At 36.2% G+C, this 22,664-nt stretch carries 19 protein-coding genes and 2 tRNA genes; 16 read left to right on the top strand and 5 right to left on the bottom strand.

All coding sequences use genetic code 11. From position 1 onward, the window contains the following. The first annotated feature begins 19 nt into the window (after positions 1-19). From C1631_RS19135 to C1631_RS19110, 6 genes are all read left to right on the top strand, one after another. The gene (locus C1631_RS19135) at positions 20-460 is read left to right on the top strand and encodes a DUF6646 family protein (protein WP_103247922.1); all 441 of its coding nucleotides are present in this window, start codon (positions 20-22) and stop codon (positions 458-460) included. A gap of 106 nt (positions 461-566) precedes the next feature. Then, the gene (gene rseP / locus C1631_RS19130; RefSeq protein WP_103247919.1) at positions 567-2,057 is read left to right on the top strand and encodes an RIP metalloprotease RseP; all 1,491 of its coding nucleotides are present in this window, start codon (positions 567-569) and stop codon (positions 2,055-2,057) included. Between the two features lie 80 nt (positions 2,058-2,137). Further along, positions 2,138-2,211 (top strand) — tRNA-Asn (locus tag C1631_RS19125). 108 nt (positions 2,212-2,319) lie between these two features. Continuing rightward, positions 2,320-3,357, top strand: coding sequence for a hypothetical protein (locus C1631_RS19120; RefSeq protein WP_109713747.1), 1,038 nt, complete (start codon positions 2,320-2,322; stop codon positions 3,355-3,357). Positions 3,358-3,551: 194 nt separating this feature from the next. Beyond that, positions 3,552-3,625, top strand: a tRNA-Asn gene (locus tag C1631_RS19115). Positions 3,626-3,889: 264 nt separating this feature from the next. After that, a complete protein-coding gene (locus C1631_RS19110) occupies positions 3,890-6,418 on the top strand; it encodes a DUF5686 family protein (protein ID WP_228441375.1) in 2,529 nt (842 codons plus the stop codon). A gap of 150 nt (positions 6,419-6,568) precedes the next feature. Here the strand turns inward: C1631_RS19110 and C1631_RS24205 are convergent, their stop codons facing one another. The 4 genes from C1631_RS24205 to rplU form a co-directional block, all read right to left on the bottom strand. After that, the gene (locus C1631_RS24205; RefSeq protein ID WP_165828341.1) at positions 6,569-6,727 is read right to left on the bottom strand and encodes a bacteriocin-like protein; all 159 of its coding nucleotides are present in this window, start codon (positions 6,725-6,727) and stop codon (positions 6,569-6,571) included. A 35-nt stretch (positions 6,728-6,762) separates the two neighbouring features. Next, a complete protein-coding gene (locus C1631_RS24200) occupies positions 6,763-6,927 on the bottom strand; it encodes a bacteriocin-like protein (RefSeq protein WP_165828340.1) in 165 nt (54 codons plus the stop codon). 194 nt (positions 6,928-7,121) lie between these two features. Next, positions 7,122-7,379 carry a 50S ribosomal protein L27 gene (gene rpmA, locus C1631_RS19105; RefSeq protein ID WP_027372929.1) on the bottom strand — a complete coding sequence of 86 codons (258 nt, stop codon included), beginning with the start codon at positions 7,377-7,379 and terminating at the stop codon, positions 7,122-7,124. A gap of 12 nt (positions 7,380-7,391) precedes the next feature. Further along, a complete protein-coding gene (gene rplU, locus C1631_RS19100) occupies positions 7,392-7,967 on the bottom strand; it encodes a 50S ribosomal protein L21 (protein WP_103246961.1) in 576 nt (191 codons plus the stop codon). Positions 7,968-8,149: 182 nt separating this feature from the next. On the opposite strand from rplU, the gene C1631_RS19095 reads away from it, so the two are divergent. The 7 genes from C1631_RS19095 (at position 8,150) to C1631_RS19065 (ending at position 17,196) form a co-directional block, all read left to right on the top strand. Further along, complete coding sequence (locus C1631_RS19095) at positions 8,150-9,034, top strand: neutral zinc metallopeptidase (RefSeq protein ID WP_103246960.1); 885 nt, start codon at positions 8,150-8,152, stop codon at positions 9,032-9,034. Between the two features lie 454 nt (positions 9,035-9,488). Beyond that, positions 9,489-10,586, top strand: a complete 1,098-nt coding sequence (locus C1631_RS19090; protein ID WP_103246959.1) for an acyltransferase family protein — start codon at positions 9,489-9,491, stop codon at positions 10,584-10,586. 194 nt (positions 10,587-10,780) lie between these two features. Next, a complete protein-coding gene (locus C1631_RS19085; RefSeq protein ID WP_109713742.1) occupies positions 10,781-11,362 on the top strand; it encodes a MiaE family protein in 582 nt (193 codons plus the stop codon). 24 nt (positions 11,363-11,386) lie between these two features. After that, positions 11,387-12,001, top strand: coding sequence for a DUF502 domain-containing protein (locus tag C1631_RS19080; RefSeq protein ID WP_103246957.1), 615 nt, complete (start codon positions 11,387-11,389; stop codon positions 11,999-12,001). A 353-nt stretch (positions 12,002-12,354) separates the two neighbouring features. Beyond that, positions 12,355-13,425 carry an FAD-dependent monooxygenase gene (locus C1631_RS19075; RefSeq protein WP_103246956.1) on the top strand — a complete coding sequence of 357 codons (1,071 nt, stop codon included), beginning with the start codon at positions 12,355-12,357 and terminating at the stop codon, positions 13,423-13,425. 3 nt (positions 13,426-13,428) lie between these two features. Further along, positions 13,429-14,586 (top strand): pyridoxal phosphate-dependent aminotransferase, encoded by a 1,158-nt coding sequence (locus C1631_RS19070; RefSeq protein ID WP_103246955.1) that lies wholly within the window; start codon positions 13,429-13,431, stop codon positions 14,584-14,586. Positions 14,587-14,748: 162 nt separating this feature from the next. Further along, positions 14,749-17,196: a TonB-dependent receptor plug domain-containing protein gene (locus tag C1631_RS19065; RefSeq protein ID WP_109713740.1), complete on the top strand. Its 2,448-nt coding sequence runs from the start codon at positions 14,749-14,751 to the stop codon at positions 17,194-17,196. A gap of 59 nt (positions 17,197-17,255) precedes the next feature. Here C1631_RS19065 and C1631_RS19060 read toward each other — a convergent pair whose 3' ends face one another. Then, positions 17,256-18,473, bottom strand: a complete 1,218-nt coding sequence (locus C1631_RS19060; protein WP_109713738.1) for a PQQ-dependent sugar dehydrogenase — start codon at positions 18,471-18,473, stop codon at positions 17,256-17,258. A 105-nt stretch (positions 18,474-18,578) separates the two neighbouring features. On the opposite strand from C1631_RS19060, the gene C1631_RS19055 reads away from it, so the two are divergent. The 3 genes from C1631_RS19055 (at position 18,579) to uvrB (ending at position 22,546) form a co-directional block, all read left to right on the top strand. Beyond that, positions 18,579-18,950, top strand: a complete 372-nt coding sequence (locus C1631_RS19055) for a BlaI/MecI/CopY family transcriptional regulator (RefSeq protein ID WP_103246952.1) — start codon at positions 18,579-18,581, stop codon at positions 18,948-18,950. Between the two features lie 82 nt (positions 18,951-19,032). Then, entirely contained in the window at positions 19,033-20,364 is a 1,332-nt protein-coding gene (locus C1631_RS19050; RefSeq protein WP_165828339.1) for a M56 family metallopeptidase, read from the top strand. Between the two features lie 190 nt (positions 20,365-20,554). Continuing rightward, entirely contained in the window at positions 20,555-22,546 is a 1,992-nt protein-coding gene (gene uvrB, locus C1631_RS19045) for an excinuclease ABC subunit UvrB (RefSeq protein ID WP_109713734.1), read from the top strand. The last annotated feature ends 118 nt before the right edge of the window (positions 22,547-22,664 follow it).

Genomic DNA, 22,664 nt, shown 5'->3' with positions numbered 1-22,664 from the left:
ATTAAAAATTAAAAAATTTATGAAGAAATTGGTTTTTATGGTGATGATATTCTTTTGTGGTGCGATGGCAAATGCCCAGGCCTATACAGGAAAAGGAGATCAAAAAATTCAACTGGGCCTGAGTGCCTGGGGATATGGAACCGGAGTAACAGGAACTTATGATTACGGGCTCAACAAGCTTATCTCTGTAGGAGGAGGGCTTAATGCTTATTTCAGCAATTACAAAGACAACGATAAAGACAATCGTGTGTTTGTCTTTGGGCGGGTAAATTTTCATTTAAACGAAGCACTTGACCTCCCTGCCAAATGGGATATTTATCCGGGGGTTGATGTGGGGGTTCTCGGAAAAGACTTTGGAATAGGGGCACATATCGGAGCTCGTTATTTCTTCACAGAAAAAATCGGGGTTTTTGCAGAGGTTGGTAACAACGGAAGCCTTGGAGTTTCTTTCAATTTATAAACAAAACGTCCTTAAATATGACAAAGCTTCTCGTTTAGGGGAGCTTTTTTATTTGGCATAGTTTTGATAATTGTTACCTTTGCAAATTAAAATCTAAAATTTATTAATGGAAATAGCAATCAAACTCTTTCAGTTCATTCTGAGTATCTCTATACTTGTACTTCTTCATGAGCTTGGGCACTTTTTACCTGCCATCTGGTTTAAAACCAGAGCAGAGAAATTTTTCCTGTTCTTTGATCCTTATTTTTCTATTTTCTCGATGAAGAAAATCAACGGAAAATGGCAATATAAATTTTTATCAAAGAATCTGCCGGACTCTGAAGTGATAGAGGTTAACGGGAAGAAAGAAGAAGTTCCTATCGATATATCAAAACTTCCGGATAATGACTGGAGAAAACACCCTGAACAAACCAAATACGGAATCGGATGGCTTCCTTTTGGTGGTTACGTGAAAATTGCCGGAATGGTAGATGAAAGCATGGACACTGCCCAGATGAAAAAGCCGGCAGAGCCATGGGAATTCAGATCTAAACCGGCCTGGCAAAGATTAATTATCATGTTAGGAGGGGTTACAGTCAACTTTTTTCTGGCCTGGCTAATTTATAGTGGTCTTTCATTCTTTAATGGAGAAACCTATACAGATATTACAAAATTTGAAAATGGAATTGAAGCGACAGAAGCAGGAAAGAAAATGGGATTCCAAACAGGTGATAAAATTATCAATGTAGACGGAAAACCTGCAGAAAGACTGGAAAATACTTCAATTAATATTCTTTTAGGAAATAATGTAACCGTACAGAGAAACGGACAGGAAGTAACTTTTCCTGTTAATGCAGACGGTGTTGCAGATGTTCTTAAGCAGAAAGAAGCAAAACTATACATCTCTCCACGAGTACCGATGGTCATTGATTCATTGGCCACACCTTCTTCTCAGGCATCAGGATTAGCAAAAGGAGACAAAATTGTTGGGATCAATGGAAAAAAAGCTGCATTCTTTGATGAAGTAAGTACTCTTTTAGGCGAAAATAAAGGAAAAACTATTTCAGTAGACGTTGAAAGAAACGGTGCTTTACAGACGTTACCTTCAGTTTCTGTTGATAAAAACGGAAAGTTGGGTGTAGCAATCGATACTAAGGGGATAGCAAAATCAATTGTAACGAATAAAAAATATTCTTTTGGTGAAGCCATTCCCAGAGGTTTCACAAGATCTATTGATGCCTTAACTACCCAGGTTAAACAATTTAAAATCATGTTTAACTCCAAGATTCAGGGATACAAAAGCGTAGGAGGCCCTATTGCCATTGTTAAAAACATGCCTATTGATAAGGCTGCTGATGGAAGCTTTACCATTAATTGGGCCGCTTTCTGGAGCTTTACAGCAATGTTCTCAGTATGGTTAGCTTTCTTAAACCTGATTCCTATTCCGGGACTTGATGGTGGCCACGTTTTATTTACATTATATGAGATTATTGTAGGAAAACCAGTGCCTCAGAAAGTATTGGAAAATGCACAAATGATCGGAGTTATCTTCCTGTTAGGCTTGATGTTAGTGATTTTCGGAAGCGATATTTTCAAGATATTCACAGGGAAATTATAATTTTTTGAAAATTTTTCCAAAAAATATTTGTAGGGTATAAATATTCGTCCTATATTTGCACCACTTAAAACAAAGGACATTCCTCCTTAGCTCAGTTGGTTAGAGCATCTGACTGTTAATCAGAGGGTCGCTGGTTCGAGCCCAGCAGGAGGAGCAAAAAAGACTTACAGAAATGTAGGTCTTTTTTTATGTATTTTATCTAAAGGTATATTTAAAGCACAATCTCTCATCAGATATCTTTATATTAGATTCAAAAATCAGCATGAAAAGAATATTATCCGGAATACCAGTCTTTTGCTGTCTATTTATTTTTACATTTACCCTTCAGGCTCAAGACAACACGCTTGACATTCAGCGCATACAATATCTTTACAACTTAAAGAAAGAGCTCAATAAAGTCTGGCCGGAATTCAATTCGCCTCAATATGCAGCAGACATTGCTTATTTTACTCCTACAAATACCTATATCATAGGTCGCCCAATATCAAGAACATTAAAAAAACAACCCTTACAAACTTATAAGAAAGGAAATATTGCTATTGAAAAAACAGAACGTCTGGATACTCTGGCATTCCACATGTTTACGGCTTATGAAAATCAGGATCGCAGTAAATTATGGTATAAGTATCCTGTGGTCCTTTGTAGTGATTATGATACGACAGGCAAATACATAGAGGATTTACCCAATACCCAAAGCTGGGCAACAGTCATTCTGCATGAATATTTTCACGGTTTCCAATTTCGTCATCCCGAATTTATCAGGTATGCCAATGATTCAATAACGGTCAGTATAACAAAATTACAATCATACTATGATACCTATCCCTGGTTCAAAGAAAGTATAGATGAGGAAAATCAACTTTTGCTTGACTGCTTAAACAGCGAAAATTTATCACAAGTCAAAATCTTATTTAAAAAATATAAAACAAAACGAAACCGGAGATTATTAACATTCTATCAAAATGAAAAATTTGAACTATCTCATCAGGAAGAGTTTTTAGAAAAAATGGAGGGAAGCGCAAGATATATTGAATATCAGTTGTATCTTTCATTTAAAGATATTCCTACTGACAAGGAACTAAGTAAAAATGATAAGCATTATGATGTGTCTGCATTTAAAACATTCTCATTAGAAGACAAGCCATGGATGTATCAAAGTAACTCCATCCGTTATTTTTATTCCACAGGTTTTAACATGTTACGATTACTTGACAAATTAAAAATTAACTACAAGAAGAATTTTTTTGATGACAACAAAGTTACCCCTTACAGCTTATTAAATCAGAAATTATCTGATTAATCTCCGCATAGAGTTTCCATTTTTTATTTAAATATGCATTATTATAATTGAGCGTCTTTAGAACGACCTAAAAAAACAAAATATTTCTAATTGAATTTCAATACTTTTAGTTAAAAATTGCTTAGAATAGGGAAGAAAACTTGCTTCGTACGGATATTCATATTATATTTGCACCACCTTAAACAAAGGAACATTCCTCCTTAGCTCAGTTGGTTAGAGCATCTGACTGTTAATCAGAGGGTCGCTGGTTCGAGCCCAGCAGGAGGAGCAAAAAGACTTACAGAAATGTAGGTCTTTTTTTATGCTTATTCAGAATCTACAAACCATAAAACGAATCTTATTTTTAATCTTGCATTAATCCCCTGATTCTTTTTATTTTAAGTCATAAAATTCCCTCTTTGATTATAATAAATCTAGTATAATTTTCGTTAAATTTGCGGTCTTACGTTAGACATTAATTTTTTTTAAATTTTTTATACTTTTTTTAATAAACTGCATACTTTTTGTTTGTGCTAATTGCTTGAAGAACCGAATGATGTTAAATAATAACCTTAAACACAATATTTTATTTTTTTTCCTGTTTTTTACCGGCTTCGTATGTGCTCAAAACAAAGCCAGCGGAAAGATTGTAGATGCCAAAAACAAAAAGGAAATCAGTAAAGTTGATATTTTTATCAACAACGATACAAACCCCACCCTTACAACAACAAGCGGCAGTTTTGCTATTCAGTCAGACAGCATCATCCATAAACTAAAGTTTTCCAGAAAAAATTACGCTGCAGAAACCTTAGAGATTACACCGGAAAATGCAGAGAATATTTTTGTTCAACTTTCACAAGCTAAAGTAAGTGATATTCAAGAGATTGTCATTACCAGCGGAAAGTCTAAGTACAAAAACAAAAAAGAAAACCCTGCCTATGCCATCATGCAGAAAGTTTGGGGGCACAAAAGAAATAACGGTCTGGAGAAATTTGACACCTATTCATACAAAGAATATGAAAAGACTCAATTTGATCTGAATAATCTCGACAGTGCGTTTATGAAGAAAAAAATCTTCAAAAAGCTGGATTTTATTTTCGATTATGCAGACTCTACTGCCAGTGGAAGACTTGGCCTCCCTATCTTCCTTAATGAAGCCGTTTACGAAAATTACGGAAAAAACAGACCTGATAAAGACTCTAAAAGAACATTAGTTGCCCAAAAGACTTCAGGATTTCAGGATAATCAGGTGATTACAGTATCTGCTAAAAACCTATACCGGGATATCAATATTTATGACAACACGTTAAACTACTTTGATATAGGTTTTCAGAGTCCTGTAGGAACAGATGGTTTCAGTACCTATGATTATACGCTTACAGATACCATTTCTATTCGTGGAGAGAAGGCTTTTCAAATACGGTATCAACCTAAAAGAAAAGATATCCTGGCATTCCAGGGAAACCTTTATATAGATACTGATACTTATGCCGTTTTAGGAGCAACCTTGAAATCAACACAGAAAATCAATGTGAACTTCGTCAATAGTGTATATACCCAGTTGGAATATGACAATCCTGACGACGCCACATTTCTTCCTAAAAAGCTTGTAACAGAATTTGAGATGAGTCCTTTTTCAAAGAAGAAAGGTTCCAAAAGTATTATAGCCAAAAGATCAGTGGATTATTCGGATTATCAGTTCAATAAACCTCTTGACCCGAATGTATTCAAACGAAAAGAAGAGGAATTTGATGATAAATTCGTTGAGAAAGATGACTCATACTGGGTAAAAGCAAGACCCGACACCCTATCTAAGGCTGAACAAGGGGTCTATAAAATGCTTGATCAGCTACAGCAAACCCCGAAATTCAATCGGATGGTAAAGCTAGTCGAGACTCTTGGTTCACGTTACTATAACGCCTTTAAAGGAATAGATATCGGCCCTATCTTTTCAATCTATGGAAGAAACGAGGTAGAGGGAGACAGGATAAGACTTGGAGCCAGAACTTATTTTGGATTAAATGACCCTTGGAGAGTCCAGTTCTATACAGCTTATGGATTTAAGGATCAACAAGTAAAATATGGTGTTGAAGCACGATATATGTTCAACAGACTCAACCGCTTTATGATTGGAGCCGGAACCAGCAGAGACATTGTACAACTTGGAGGACAGCTTACCTCAGGAGATGGTGTCGCTTCCCGTTCTTTATCTTCCAGTACGTTTTTTGCAAGGGGAGAAAACATTTCCCTAAGTTCAGTCAACCAGACTAGTGTTTTTGCTGCTATTGAACCGTGGAAAAATATTCAGTTCAGGGTTGATGGGGTAATGCAGAGTATTAAATCTGCCATTCCGGAAAAATTCAATCTCATGTATTATCAAAACGGACAATTAAGACAAACCGTAAACGATTCACATATTACATTCAGTATTATAGCCAAGCCGGGGGCAAAATTTTCACAAACAGGAATAGACAGATATCAGGCAAGGAATCTTGCACCAACAATTGTTTTAAGATACACCAGAGGTATAGAAGGATTGTTTAACGCCGACTTTAACTACGACAAGTTACAGTTTATGCTTTACAAACCTTTTTTGTTGGGAACATTAGGGAAAACCATTGTTAATTTTGAAGCAGGGAAAAACTTCAATACCGTACCTTTAGCGCTACAGAATATCATCCCTGCGAATCTTTCATATGGTCTTGCACCTAATACATTCTCACAGCTTAATTATTACGAATTCGTTGCGGACGCCTATACCACTCTTCATCTGGAACATCATTTTAATGGTAAAATACTTTCCTATATTCCTTTGATCAAAAAACTAAAATTTAGAGAAATAGCATTTATCAGAGCAGCTTATGGAAGCTTAAGTGATGCCTCAAAAGCCATTAACGTGGAAGGCTTTAAGTATTCTGCGCCCAATGAACATATATATTATGAATACGGATTTGGTATTGAAAATATAGGAATAGGAAATCTTAGAATTTTCAGAGTCGATTTCAACTGGAGAGGAAACTATCTTGACAGACCGGATATTTCAAAATTCGGCGTTAAAGCAGGATTCCAGGTAGGATTTTAAATAGAGATATCAATATAAAACAGACGGGCGGCTTCTTTGAAGCCGCCCGTCATTATTTCTTTCGTTGATTCTAGCATTCGCAAGGTTCTTCCACATCAAGCAACAACGCATTTTTTGTTCCGGAGTCGTTCCGCACCATATAAGATGAACTTAGCATGGCATGCATGGCTCCCCTAATAAGCAATGAGATTTTTGCCATGGCGTCCACCCGCACCAATCTTCGCATGTATCCGTAGGCGAAGGACATATTCCGGCACCTCCTTTAATTGTTTTTAAACTCTTCTTCGAAAGCTTTCTTAAATTTCTCATATTAATTGATTGAAATGATAAAAAAACTCCACGAATTAGCACGCACAAGGATCTTCATAAGTAGCGTTTAGGCAATGTATTTTCTGCCATGGTGACCATCTGCACCATACGGTACAGGAACTCGTTATCGGAGGACAAGTTTCTGCTCCTCCATGAATCGTTTTAAGGTTTTTCTTGGTTAATTTTTTTAAATTTTTCATAGGTATTAGTTTTAATGTGTTGCCTACTCTCTATGCTTTTGGGCTTCCGCAATTAATTTTTTATTTGATATTGAACAAATATAAAGATATTTCATAACGGAAAAAGTATTTATGATATATTTAACTATTGGGATAGAAAACAAAAAAAGCCTCAGCAAATGCTGAGGCTTTAATTTTATAAAACGCTAATTTAATTATGCGTTTGGCTCTACAGATACAAAAGATCTGTTGTTTGCTTTCTTTCTGAAAACTACCTTACCATCTACTAATGCAAACAAAGTGTGATCTTTACCGATTCCCACGTTATCACCTGGGTGGTGCTGAGTACCTCTTTGTCTAACAATAATATTTCCGGCAATAGCTGCTTGTCCTCCGAAAATCTTCACACCTAATCTTTTAGAGTGAGACTCTCTACCGTTCTTGGAACTACCGACTCCTTTCTTGTGTGCCATTTTATTACTGGATTATTTATTAAGTGCTTTAAATTGATCGATATTCTTAATGATAGCAGCATCTACTTCTTCATGAGTAAGAATATTCTTTTCTAATTCAACTTTAACTGCTTTACCTAAAGTAATTAAAGTTTCTCTGTTCTCCTTAGACTGAGACAAATTGTTCTTCTTTAAGTGATAGTTCAACTCGTGATCTTCGCTAAAGTTAACAGTTGCGTTGTCAGAAAGAACTTCTGCTTTCACAGTTTCTTTTTTAGTAGCTTTTTTAGCTCCACCTTCAAATCCTGTAATACCAGTGATTACGATTTGAGTTAAAGATTGTCTGTGACCGTTTTTCACTTTGTAACCTTTTCTTCTTTTCTTTTTGAAAACGATTACTTTATCAGCTTTTACGTGGTCAAGAATCTCTGCTTCTACAGTGATTCCGCTTACAGCTGGGGCGCCTACAGTGATTGCTCCGTTTACAGTAAGAAGAACTTTATCGAAAGAAACTTTTCCTCCTTTATCTCCTTTTAAACGGTTCACAAACAACTTTTGGTCTTGCTCAACTTTGTATTGAAGCCCTGCTATTTCTACAATTGCAAACATTGTTTATAAATTTTTAGTTATTTCGAGGTGCAAATATATGAATTATTTTATAATTAGCTTACAATCAAAGCAATGTTTTTTAAATATTTTCTATTTCACTTTGTTTTGATTAATTTTAACATTATTATATTCACACATGTTAGATTATTTATTAACTTCGTTTCACCAAAATTGAATTTAATATGAAAAAATTTAACCTCTGCTTATTAGCAGGTGCCGTTGCTGCAACATTCCTGACAGCTTGTAGCGATGAAAAAATGGATGAAGCAGTCCTACCACAACAAGAAAGCCTTAGTGCGAAAATCGATCAACCCACAGATCTGGAAAAAGTTTGCTACTATGTAGACAACAATTGGAACTCTACTGCAGTTTTGATGACCGGGCTGCAAAATTCTGCAGACACCAACTTTATGAACTCCCAGATGACTAAAATTGCCAGTATGTGGGGAAGAAGTAATCCCACTTTGAGATTTGTAAATGATCCTTCCAATTACAACTCAACGTATAATGCGATCTCTTATTCTAATGGAAAGATTTACTACGGGTATGCCATCTATTATGATGCTAAAGCAAAAGGCGGAGATATTGTAAATGCCATGATCCTTGCTCACGAGTACGGACATCAGCTACAATACATCTTTGGACTTCCTTCTGTAAATGAAAACACTGCAAGACCAAACGAGCTTGAAGCAGACGGGTTTGCCGGATATTACTTAAGAAGACCCAACGGTTACAACAAAACAAATTTCTCTGAAATTGCAGCAGCTTATGAGTTTGCGCAAAGCATCGGAGATTATCAGACTAATAGCCCGGGACACCACGGAACACCTGCACAGAGAAGATCAGCAGTTCGTTTAGGGTTCCTTCTTGGGCAATATGATCTCAACGCCTCAAACTTTGATTATAATTTCTTCTATTATTATCAGGGAGTACTGAACGGTACATATAAAATGGGTAAAAACAGCGCCAATCCAGAGATTGATGCTTATATGAGCCAATATATTGATGAGTTGAAAAAGATTCAGTCCGGAGAAATATCGGCAGAAGAATTTAAAAACTTAAAATAAACACACATTCATTTTTAGCATATTTAACAAAGGAGGCAAAACATATTTTGCCTCTTTTTTTGAGCCTTGTCATCATGTTTTGATGGCACAATTTATATAATATGAAATATTTTATCAAAAAAAATTCACACTTGTTTGATTTTTTCTTATATTCGTTTTAGAAAAAAAACATTAGAATAAAAACCGTAAGCATTTGATTCAAAGCACTCAATCTGCAAGGGCTAAATGAAAATGCAGCTGTACAAAATGAAAATGGAGTAAAATAGCTTGAGAGATTATCAAAATAAAATCCTATATTAGCTTATAAAACTTATTTTTAAGTACAAGAAAAAACCAAATAGACACACATTCATTTTTAGCATATTTAACAAAGGAGACAGAATTCAGTTTTGTCTCTTTTTTTGACTTGGAAAAATAGCAGAAGTTTATTTATTTTTGAACTATACCTACTATCATGAACAGAGACCTCTATATTGATTTTGCCAAAGGGCTGGCAACACTGTCTATCATATTCATCCACACGGCTTTCTGGTCAGGACAATTTTATATTCCTACAGAAATAAGAGTATTCTCCCTTGTGTTTGATGTGGCCCTTTTTTATGCTTTAAGTGGGATTACATCAGGAAGCAATATTGAGAAAACTTTTTACAGGCTTTTAAAATTACAAATCACATATATGATTTTTGTAACCTTTTTGTTCTTCCTTGATTATTTTTTTAAAGTTTGTGGACTTACATTTTTTTCTCTGGAATGGCTCCAAGGTTTTTATTCAACTTTTGGTTCAAAATATGCAACCACCAGCATCTCAAGCTCTCCTCAATGGCAGAATCTGGGAAACTGGTATCTGCATCAATATACGAATGCTGACACTTTCCCAGTCGTCATGGGTAGCTTTTGGTACCTGAAAGTCTATTTTATCCTCGCTGTATTTGGAGTATTAATTCTAAAATTTTTTCCCAAGCACATCAATTGGTTTATCGGAGTTTGTGTTGCACTAACCTTATTATTCAACATTTACCCGGAATATTACCCAACGGGACAGGTGGGGTATGTGGCATTTTATCTTGCTGTTTTTCTCGTGGGAAACAGGATGCGTGGAAAAAAAATCCCAACCAAAGTTATCCCTGTTCTTTATGCTGTTGTTGCCGGAGCTTTACTATGGATGTTCGGATACTACGGAAGTGATATCTTTTATAAAATCAATAAAAATAAATTCCCACCTCAAATTCCTTATATCATCTGGACTTTGTTTTCTCTTGTCACTCTATTTGTTCTTTATAACAGATTAAAAGTCACCAAAGAAAACTTTATCACCTACATTGGTAAAAATGCTATTTTCTTTTACTTTGCACAAGGTATTAGCTCCTCTCTAATTTATTTTCTTGTCGTTCCACTAAAAGAACAGATGCCGTGGTGGGTACTGATGATTTTAATCTATATCTTTAATATCATCCTGGCGTTTATTATTTCAGCAGGTCTCAAAAAAGTAGATTCAGCAGGATGGAATATTTTAGAACAATTAAGAAAAAAAACAGCAAAAAGTAATAACTAGAATGGTCATTTATAAAATTCTTTGTTTACCATGCGACTTTTTAGTTAAAGTCCTGAGCAAATAGTAGCCCTTTTTTCTTAATACAATATAAAAAGTCAATTCTGATTGCATAAACCCAACAGAAAATAAATTCTCTCTTGTTAAGAAGTACAAAATATGTCTAATTTGTTTTAAATTTACAAAAATTTTACAACATGTTTAAGTTGAAACTCCCTACCGATCCAAGGTGGGCAAATATTGCAGAAGGAAACATTGGAGAAATTTTAACGGATCATGCCTGGTGTGAGCAAAAAGCTGCCACCAATGCTATTTCATTGATCACAATGCTTCCTGAGTATCCGGAAATTGTAACAGAGCTCCTTGCTATAGCACAGGAAGAACTTGACCATTTTAATCAGGTACACGAAATTATAAAGAAAAGAGGATATACTTTTGGAAGAGCAAGAAAGGATGATTATGTAAACCAATTGTCAAAATTCATCATTCAGGGAAGCAGAGAGGATCTGATTGTTGATAAGATGCTTTTTGCAGCGATGATTGAAGCCAGAAGTTGTGAACGATTTAAAGTTCTTACTGAAAACATTAAAGACGAAGAGCTTAAAGTATTTTACAGGGAATTGATGATTTCGGAAGCTAATCACTACACAACTTTTATTGGGTTTGCCAGACAATTGGGAGACGATCCGGAGAAGGTCAACAAACGTTGGGAAGAATGGCTGGAATATGAGGCGGACATCATCAAATCCTACGGAAATAAAGAAACCATTCATGGTTAAAATATAAACGGTAAATTATATCCATTGAAAAAATCAAGCTTTGAAAATATAGCCAACCTGTTTCTGAAAAACTTTTTTCAGGGCTTGCTTATTATTGGACCTATTGGGCTTACAATTTTTGTAATTTGGTATATTGTCAGTGCTATTGACAATCTTATCCCTGCTCTCGCTCACCAGATTCCAGGGCTTGTTTTTGTTTCAATTATATTATTTACAGCTATTCTAGGGTATTTAGGAAATAAATTTGTCGTTGGAAGATTCTTCTTTGACACTATGGACAGCCTATTGGAAAAAACTCCCGGAGTTAAACATATTTACACCCCAACCAAAGACGTTATGTCTTCGTTTGTGGGAGATAAAAAAAAATTCAACGATCCTGTGTGGGTAAAAACCAATGAAAATCCGGAAATATGGAGAATTGGTTTTTTAACGCAGAAGGAAATGTCAGACGTTGACAAACATAATTACGTTGCAGTATATCTCCCCCACTCCTATGCAATTTCAGGATGGGTAATTGTTACTGAAGAAAAAAACATCAAACCTGTAGTGGGTATGACCGCGGCTTCTGCAATGAAGTTTGCTGTGAGCGGTGGAGTAGCCGGATTTAATTCGGCTGAAGACACTACCAATATATTTTAGTTTATCGTCCATTCCATACAATCAACCAATTACTTTTCGTTTGTAAGACTACTTTACCCATTCCGGATCTAAGTCCTATTGCTATAAGATAATATTTTTCGGCAACGGTCTTATTTCAATACAGTCAATCGACTTTTATATAGTCTTTCTAATCAAAAGCAGTACTATAGAATCTGAAATCCATGTGAATTACAAATCATTATAAAAATCTATATCATTTTTTTTAAATTCAAAATGAAAATAAATTATTTTTTAAAAATAATGAATGTTTTTAATTTATTTTTGTACAAGCTTACCCCATAGACTCAAAAATATTTCAAACACTAACCTGAAAAAATCCTTTTATTCCGAAAATGAACAAAATTGCTGTCATAGGCGCCGGTATTTCCGGCTTAAGCATGGCGAATTACTTAGAAAAGTACAACCTAGACTATCACATTTACGAAAGAAGACAGAAAGATGATTTGGCCGGGCATGGTTTTCTTATCCCCCGCGAAGGAATTGAATATCTGTCGCAGATCATTGATCCTTCACTCCTTTTTAAACATGGAAGTTTTTTAAAAAAATACATCCAGTATTCTCATAAGGGAAAGATACTTGGAGAAAAGGATTTGGACCATGTTTTCGCTATTTGCAGACTTTCACTTATCAAACTTTTATCTCAAAACATATCAACTGAAAAAATAACATACGGAGAAACACTAAGCCTTGATACTAAAGGAAAATTAATCTCACAAAATGGAGTGCACATTGATGCCGACCTTGCCATCATCGCTGACGGTTCCAGAAGTCGTATCAGAAAGGAAATTTTTCAAAAGGAAAAAATGAGAACAGTGAGGGAAAGTGAAGTGGTTAATATTATTACAAGCAAAGAGATAGCAGACCGTATTGAAAACGACTTCATGAAATTCCATCATGAAGACGGGGGGCTTACTTTTGGCATCCTAAAACTTTCTCATGAAACAATCCTTTGGTATTCACAATTTGACAATAAAAAATATCGGATCAATGAATATTCTACTGACAATTTAAAAAAATATATGTTGGAAGTCTTCAGTGACTGGCACCCGTTGGTTTCATCCATCATCAAAAAATCAAATTATGAAAACGTACATTTATGGTCGGTCTATGAGTTGGAGCACCTTAATCCTTTTTATAAGCAAAATCTAGTATTTATAGGAGATGCCGCTCACCCCCTCATCCCTTTTACCAGCCAGGGGGTAACCTCAGCCCTCAAAGATTCTTTTGTATTAACTAAATACCTAGTTGAAGAAGATAATCTACAAGAAGCTTTCAGGAAATATGAAATGGAAAGAAAGCCAGAAATTGAGACCCATATTCAAAATGGAAGGACACTACTAACTCAGTTTCTACTTCCTATCAGTCAACAAATAGAAAATATTTTACCCATATCTTATAAATAAAATATGTTTAGTAATAACGATATCAACTTTGAAGCCCTAAAGAGAAAAGCCTATAACGGAAGATGGGCAACTCTGGAAGAAGGAATCATTCCTTTGACAGCCGCTGATCCTGACTTCAGAACAGCACCGGAAATTGAACAAGGGATTATTGAGTACATTAAGGATGGCTACCTCAGCTACGGTCCTTTCTCCGGTCTTCCCGAGTTTAAGAAAAGTGTTGCAGATCATTTCAACAAAGAAAAACATGGAACTTTTTCTCCCGAAAACGTGCTGGCAGTCAATAGTGCTGCACAGGGAATGTATCTGATTGCCACTTATGTTCTAAATCCGGGAGATGAAGCCATTATTTTAGACCCTGTTGATTTTTTGTTTAAGAGGTCGGTAGAAACTGCCGGTGGAAAAGTAAGGCTATGTCCCGTTGATATAGAAACCGGAGATATTGACTTTGAAAAACTGGTTTCACTGATCACTCCAAAAACCAAGCTGATCAGTATATGCAATCCACATAACCCGCTGGGAAAAATATATTCTAAGGAAACCTTGAAAAAGATCTCTGAAATTGCTTCAGCTCACGACACTTGGGTAATGAGTGATGAAATCTGGAGTGATATTATATATGACCAGAAAGAATTCTATACTTATTCATCCGTTTCTGAGGAGGCAAAGAAAAAAAGTTTTACCGTATATGGCTTTTCAAAATCATTTGGTATCGCAGGATTGAGAATAGGATCCGTATTGTGCAATGATCCGGATATTCTGGAAGATTTTATCGAGAAATCGAATTTCAATTCAACCATAGAAGGAGTTTCCACATTATCGCAGATTGCCGGAAGTGTAGCGCTTGAAAAGGCTAAACCCTGGTATAAAGAATTTCTCGCTCACTTGCAGCACAACAGAGATCTTGCATTCAACATCATAAACTGTTCTGAGGTCCTTTCCGCTACTCTCCCTGAGGCAACTTTTGTCTTATTTCCAAAAATTAAAAATGGAATGTCCAGTGAAGAGTTTACAAAACATGTCTTACAACAAGGAAAAGTTGCGATTGTGCCGGGCTCGGAAAGATGGTTTGGAAAAGGAGCAGAAGGACACGTTAGAATCTGTTTTTCAACTTCTCAGGAAATTCTCGAGGAAGGACTTCATCGGATTACCTCAAGTTTTTAACATTAAAAATTTTCATCAAAAAGCAATAAAAAGTTATTTTTATCCTCTATTTCTATGATACCAGTAAAATATCACATTTCCATAACAAATAAACAATTTCAATAACGATATTTTAAATAAATATTGATATTTTTGAATTAACCACTATTCAAAACCGTCAATATGAAATTAAAATACATCAGCATTATTTTTCTTGGTGCTTCTTCACTATCTTATGCCCAGCAGGTAAAGGATACGATTACAAAAGAATCAAAGATCGATGAAGTAGCCATTACCGGAAGCCGGAATAAAAAAAGAACTGTCATCAACACTCCTGTCCCCATTGATATTATCGACATCAAACAGGTAAGCCAATCCACAGGCCAGGTAGAAGTCAATCAATTATTGCAGTTCTCTGCCCCTTCTTTTAATTCCAATAAGCAATCCGGCTCTGATGGTGCTGATGCAGTAGATCCTGCTACTTTAAGGGGGCTTGGGCCGGATCAGACATTGCTGTTGCTCAATGGAAAACGATATCATCAATCTTCTTTAATTAATCTTTTCGGGACCAAAGGAAGAGGAAATACAGGATATGATATGAACACCATTCCGATCGGGGCTATTAAAAGAGTGGAAGTTCTGCGTGACGGAGCTTCTGCACAGTATGGTTCTGATGCTATAGCAGGGGTTATCAATGTCATTCTTAATGATCGCGATAAAGGTTTTGAAGGGAATGCTTTTTACGGAATGAACCTCTTTAAGAGCCCGGGAAATAATGATGTAGTCTCAGACCATAAAATTGATGGGACCACCTTCAATTTTAATGGAAACTTAGGAACAAAAATAGGCTCAAAAGGTGGTTTCGGAAATTTCACTGCAGAATTTATCAATAAAGATTATGCCATAAGAAATGCAAATCCGGACATTTATAACGACCCTCAGCCTGCTCCAAGACAACGCTTCGGAGATGCGAAAGCTCAAAATATATACTTTTTTGGAAATATCGAATTGCCATTATCTGATGGTTTGAAGTTCTATTCCCGTCAAGGGTTTTCTCATAGAAATACAAAAGCCTATGCATGGACAAGAACGGCGGACGATGACAAAAATATCCCTGCCATTTATCCAAATGGATTCAATCCTATTGAAGATACAAGCATCACGGATTTCACGTTTGATAATGGATTGAAATTCAATGTCGCAAATTGGGACATAGACTTTTATAATGCATTTGGGAATAACAGATTTACTTATCAAATCGATCAAACTCTTAATGCAACTCTAGGTGCAAAATCTCCCACTAGCTTTAATGCAGGAGGACACTCTCTTTTACAAAACACAACAGGTTTTAACGCCGTTAGACAATTTAAAGTTCTGAAGGGACTTAATATAGCGTTCGGATCTGAATTCAGATATGAAAAATTTGACATTATAAAAGGTGAAGAGGCTTCCTACGCAATGTATGATATCAACGGAAATGTAGTTACAGCAGATACCCCTCAAAATTTATGGGTAACAGTTCCTGGCTCCAGTCCTGTACGTTACCGGCCAGGAGGTTCACAAGGATTTCCCGGCTATTCTATTGATTTAGGTAAAAACAGAAATAATTTTGCTGCCTATCTTGATACCGAGCTTGATGTAACGGATAAATGGATGATCAGTGTAGCAGGAAGATTTGAGAATTACAGTGATTTTGGAAGTACATTAAATGGTAAGTTTGCCACTCGTTATGCCATCACCCCACAATTTGCTTTTCGTGGATCCGTTTCTACAGGCTTTAGAGCTCCTTCTTTAGCACAGAAATACTACAGCCAACAGTTTACCAACTTTCAGGGTGGACAGTTGGTCACCATACAACTGGCTTCCAATGATAGTGATCTGGCCAATAAACTGGGAATTGATCAACTTAAGCAGGAAACTTCTGTAAATGGAAGCGCAGGATTTACATTCAATACCGGAAAATTTACGGCAACCGTGGATGGATACTATATCAGTGTAAAAAACAGAATCGTTTTGACCGGTTATTTTCCCAGAGCAGAACTTCCGACAGAACTTCAACAACAATATCCTTTTATAGACCAGGTTCAATTCTTTTCTAATGCTATAGATACCAGAACTAAAGGTATTGATGTCATATTAAGCTACAGTGAAAATCTGGGGCCAGGAAAGCTGACAGCTACTTTAGCCGGAAATTATAATGATATGGAGATTACCCAGGTGAATACTTCTGAACAACTGAAAGGCAAAGAAGATACTTATTTAAGTCCCAGAGAAAGAGCTTTCATTCTTGCTTCTGCACCGAAAACAAAAGTTAATTTAAACCTCAACTATAAAATCAGCAAATTCAATGTTAATCTTCAGATGGTAAGATTTGATAAGGTAACCCTAATCGGCTATGATGATTCGGAACAGGTATACAACCCTAAAGTAACCACTGATTTATCGTTCGGTTATGAATTCTCTCACAGCATCAATCTGACTTTAGGAAGCAAAAATGTATTTAACAGATATCCTACATTACAATCTGCTCATGTAACAAGCGGAAATACTGAAGCCGGAGGAATTTTTGATCCTGTGCAAATGGGATTTGCCGGAAGACAGGTTTTTGCCCGACTTAATTTTAAGTTTTAACAGAACGAAAACAAACTGTATAAAAATCCTCCTAAGAGTTCCTGGGAGGATTTTGTTTATTATTTTTTTGAAATTTTATATAATTTACCGCTGTCCGTGACTGCATAGAGATTACCGTCTGCACCATTCAACACATCTCTGAAACGCTCTTTCTGATCTGTAAGGAGACGCTCTTCACCTACTACTTTGTTATCTTTCATCACGATTCTGTCTATATGTTCACCACTTAAGCATCCAATGATCAGGTTTCCTTTCCATTCATCAATATTTCCTGTATAGAAGGTAATTCCGCTGGGTGAAATCACCGGATCCCAATAGTAGACAGGTTGTACCGTACCTTCTCTTTGCGTAATTCCTTGTCCTACTTTATCTCCGGAATACTCAATCCCATAGGTAACATCTCCCCAACCGTAATTTTTTCCGGGCTCAATCAGGTTAATTTCATCTCCCCCACGCGGTCCCATTTCTACGTCCCAAAGTTTTCCATTCGGGTCTATAGCCAGACCTTGAGGATTTCTTATACCAAAGGCATAGATTTCAGGTTTGTAACCCGGTTTTCCTATAAACGGGTTACCGGGAGCAGGTAATCCGTCTTTTGTAATTTTTAAGATCTTTCCCAGATAATTGTCTGTTTTTTGGGCGTAGACTCTGGTCACTTTATCAGAACGCTCTCCTGTGCTGACAAATAAATTCCCGTCTTTGTCAAAAGCCAACCGGCTTCCGTAATGTTTATCTCCATCATAGGAAGGTTCTGCACGAAAAATAACTTTTACATCAGATATACTTTTTAAATCTGTAGAGAGTTGACCTTTTGCCACTGAAGTCAGATTTCCTTTTCCAAAGGGTTCTGAAAAGCTGAAATAGACAATAGTATTGTTTTTAAAATCAGGATCAAGTGCTACATCCAGCATTCCTCCCTGTCCTTTAGAATCTACTTTAGGAAACCCTTCTATTTTTGAAATTTGTTTTCCGTCTTTTGAAACCACATTCATCCAACCTCTTTTATCCGTGATGAGAAATCTTCCGTCCGGTAAGTTGATGATTCCCCAGGGCCTTCCCAGGTCTTTATTTAAAATATCTACGCTATAGGCAGTGGTTGTATGTACTGCTTTAATTCTTGTCTGCCCTTTGAAAGCAGGTTGGTATTCGGAGTTGGGTCTTTCCGTTTCAACACTTCCGTCATTTCCGGTCTGTTGAGCACTTACATGATTCTTTTCACAGGAAGATAATATGAGAAAAACGCTCAGGATTGGGACATAAAATTTATTGATTTTCATAGCATTATGATTTGATGGCTAAAAATGAATGGAAAAATAATGCCATAAAATTTGTGAATTTAATTTTTTATTCTACATTTGTAGAACAAATTACAGCATTGTAGAATGAAAGAGATTAAACTAACAGATTCCGAAAAAGTATTAATGGATATCCTCTGGGAAAAGAAAAATATTTTCATGAAGGATATACTGGATGCTTACCCTGAGCCCAAACCTGCCGTTACAACAATAGCAACTTTACTCAAAAGAATGCAGAATAAAGAACTGGTAGGTTATAAACTATATGGAAATTCCCGCGAATATTTTCCGAAAGTAGAGAAAGGGGAATATTTCAAGGAAGAAATGACTTCCATGATTGATCGTTTTTTTAACAGTTCCGTCACTCAGTTTGCCTCATTTTTTACTTCGAATGCAAAACTCAGCCAGAAACAGTTGAAAGAACTCCGTGATATGATTGATGAACAAATAAAAGAATAACATGCTATTTATTATTTTAAAAATAATTTTATGTTCTTCAATTTTCATTGCAGTATACTATCTTTTTCTTGAAAAAGAGAAAATGTACAAATTCAATCGGTTCTATTTGCTAGGCTCATTGATTTTGTCCTATGTGATACCATTTATTACGATCACATTACCTTCTCAGGAAAAAGCGACAAAGCCACAATTGATCATCGAAGCGACAACACAGCAGATTGCCTCAATCCAGACCGGACCGGCAGAATTTAATTGGATGAATGTTCTTTGGGCCATCTACGGTAGTATCAGTATTTTTCTTCTGATTAAAAGTACGCTGGCAATTTTTGCCATAAAAAAAATTCAGGGGGAAAAAATTACATATCAAAATTGTAATGTCATATTGACAAAAGAAGATTTACCTCCTTTTAGTTTCTGGAATACAGTGTATATGGGGAAAAAATATATTAAAAATAACTTCATTGATCCCAGGATTTTTCTCCATGAGAAAAACCATATTGACCAGAAACACAGTATAGACATTATGCTCATTGACCTTTTAAAAATCTTTACCTGGATTAATCCTGCTTTATTTTTCTTTAAAAAAGCAGTTATTACAAACCATGAGTTTTTAGCAGATGAAGCAGTTTTAAACGGCAAATTCAATATCAAGGAATATCAGAATTTAATACTTGATGAAATCATCAACAGACAAAATCTACCCTTAACCCATTCTTTTAATTTTATCAACACCAAAAAACGTTTTATTATGATGAACACCAAAAAAACAAAATTCGACCTATTAAAAAAGACAGTTGGAATAACTGCTATGATTACATCCGTTGCCTTATTTTCCGAAAAATCGTATGCTAATGAGACGATCAGAACGGTCACAGGCCATGCAGACAGTAAGCTTCCGGAGGTTTCAACCATACAACAGGAAATATCTCCGGCAAGCCCTATCACAAATACAGTTCAACCAGAGGCATCAAAAGAGGTCCCTGCTACCTTACCTGAATTTAAAAAGGAAAAACTAAAAACCACTCAAGATACAATCGCTCCAAAGGCACAAAAAGAAAACAACGAAGGTAACAACACAAATGTTTCTACAAATTCAGAGGTTAATCAAAATCGTACGCAACCGGAATTCCCCGGTGGGACAAGGGTTTTAAGAGAAAAAATCGGGAAAAATATGGATACCACTGTTCTTACTCCGCAAAAAGGAACCTTAAAATCTGTGGCTTATATTCATATTGATGCAACAGGAAAAACAACTGATATCAAAATATCAGGAGATAATGAAGCTTTTAACAAAGAATTTCTTAAAACAGTTACCGCAATAAGCGAGGAGACAACATGGAAGCCTGCAACAGAAAACGGCAAAGCCATTGCCGCCGTATTAAAGCTGCCTGCAACAATGTCCTTTGGTCAATAGGAGAAGAAAAAGCGCTGATTTAGCGCTTTTTTTATTTTTTAGAATCATCAAATTTCACTTCTTAATCCTATTAAAAAAGGAATAGATCATTCAAAAAAACAGTTAAAATTTTATTATCAAAAGATTCAGCTTCAAAACTTTATCAAGCCTAATAATATCTTTCGTATTTTTGTTGTATACATTCCTTTCTATGAATTTTAAGCTTCAATCAGAATATAAACCTACCGGAGACCAACCTCTAGCTATCGAAAAACTAACCGAGGGTATAGAGATTGGTGAAAAGTATCAGACCCTTCTTGGGGTCACAGGTTCCGGAAAAACATTTACTGTGGCTAATGTTGTACAAAATGTACAGCGACCAACTTTGGTTTTAGCCCACAACAAAACTTTAGCGGCACAGCTTTTTATGGAGTTTAAAGAATTCTTCCCTGAAAACGCTGTAGAATACTTTGTCAGCTACTATGATTATTACCAACCGGAAGCATATATTGCAACAACCGGAACCTATATTGAAAAAGACCTGAGCATCAATGAAGAAGTTGAAAAGCTACGTCTTTCCGCAACGGCCAGTCTTCTTTCGGGAAGAAGGGATGTTTTAATTGTAGCCTCTGTGTCTTGCATCTATGGTATTGGGAATCCAGTAGAGTTTCACAAGTCATTAATATCTATTGCTATTGGTGAAAAAGTAACAAGAACAGCTTTGCTCCATTCTCTAGTTAATGCATTATATGCAAGAACTTTAAATGAATTTCAGAGAGGAACATTCCGTGTAAAAGGAGATGTCATTGATGTTTTCCCCGCTTATGCAGATAATGCAATCAGGATTCAGTTTTTTGGGGATGAGATCGAGAAGATCCAAAGCTTTGATCCTGTTACCGGAAATGTAGATTCCAATTTTGACCAAATCCAGATTTATCCTGCCAACCTTTTCGTTACTTCAAAAGAAACATTAAACGGGGCTATTAAGAATATCCAGGATGATATGGTGAAGCAAGTTGATTTTTTCAGTTCCATCGGAAAACCTTTGGAAGCTAAAAGACTGCAGGAGAGAACAGAGCTGGATCTTGAGATGATCAAGGAATTGGGATATTGCTCAGGGATTGAGAACTATTCAAGATATCTTGATGGCAGGCTTCCGGGGACAAGACCTTTCTGCCTGATTGATTATTTCCCGAAAGATTTTTTAATGGTTATTGATGAAAGCCACGTGACAGTACCTCAGGTTCATGCAATGTACGGTGGTGACCGAAGCAGAAAAGAAGCATTAGTGGAATATGGTTTCAGACTTCCTGCAGCCATGGACAACAGACCTTTGAAATTTGAAGAGTTTGAGGGGGTGCAAAATCAGGTTATCTATGTTTCCGCAACGCCTGCAGATTATGAGCTGGAAAAAACAGGAGGAGCTTATATAGAGCAGATTATCCGTCCAACAGGACTGCTTGACCCGGTTATTGAGGTAAGACCAAGCTTGAATCAGATTGATGATTTAATGGAAGAGATCCAAAAAAGATCTGATGCCGACGAAAGAGTTTTGGTCACAACTCTGACAAAAAAAATGGCTGAGGAATTGACAAAATATTTTACAAAATTCGGAATCAGAACAAGATATATTCACTCAGATGTTGAAACTCTAGAACGTATACAAATCATGCAGGATTTACGTTTGGGGCTCTTTGATGTTTTGATTGGGGTTAACTTATTGAGAGAAGGGTTGGATTTACCTGAAGTTTCGTTGGTTGCTATTCTGGATGCTGATAAAGAAGGAATGCTGAGAAGCAGGAGATCCATGATTCAGACTGTAGGACGTGCTGCAAGAAACATCAACGGAAAAGCGATCATGTACGCAGACAAGATCACCAAATCCATGCAGGCCACACTGGATGAAACGGAATACCGCCGTGCAAAACAGATGAAGTACAATGAAGATAATAACATGGTACCCACAGCACTCAACAAAAAGATATCTGAAAATCTCGTAGGAAGAAGTAAAGACTTCCCTGATGAAAGATACACTCAGAAAGAAATTCTTCAAAAGGTTGCCGAAGTTAAGGCTTCATATGCCAGTGAAGATGTCGAAAAAATAATTGAACAGAAACAAAAAGAAATGGAGGCCGCAGCCAAAAATCTTGACTTTATAAAAGCGGCTAAGCTTAGAGATGAGATTGCAGCCTTAAAAGATTAATCACTAGTGATTAAAAGTTTCGGCGGCATCAGAGATGCCGCCGAAACTTTTTAAGATGGAAATGGGTATAATTTTATCAATCGGTTAAAATCAAACCACCTGTTTTTATAGATTTTCC

It is taken from the genome of Chryseobacterium phosphatilyticum (assembly GCF_002899825.2).
GTDB classification, from domain to species: Bacteria; Bacteroidota; Bacteroidia; order Flavobacteriales; family Weeksellaceae; genus Chryseobacterium; species Chryseobacterium phosphatilyticum.
The sequence above is the reverse complement of the archived record's forward strand: the minus strand, read 5'-3'. Positions and strand labels throughout refer to the sequence as shown.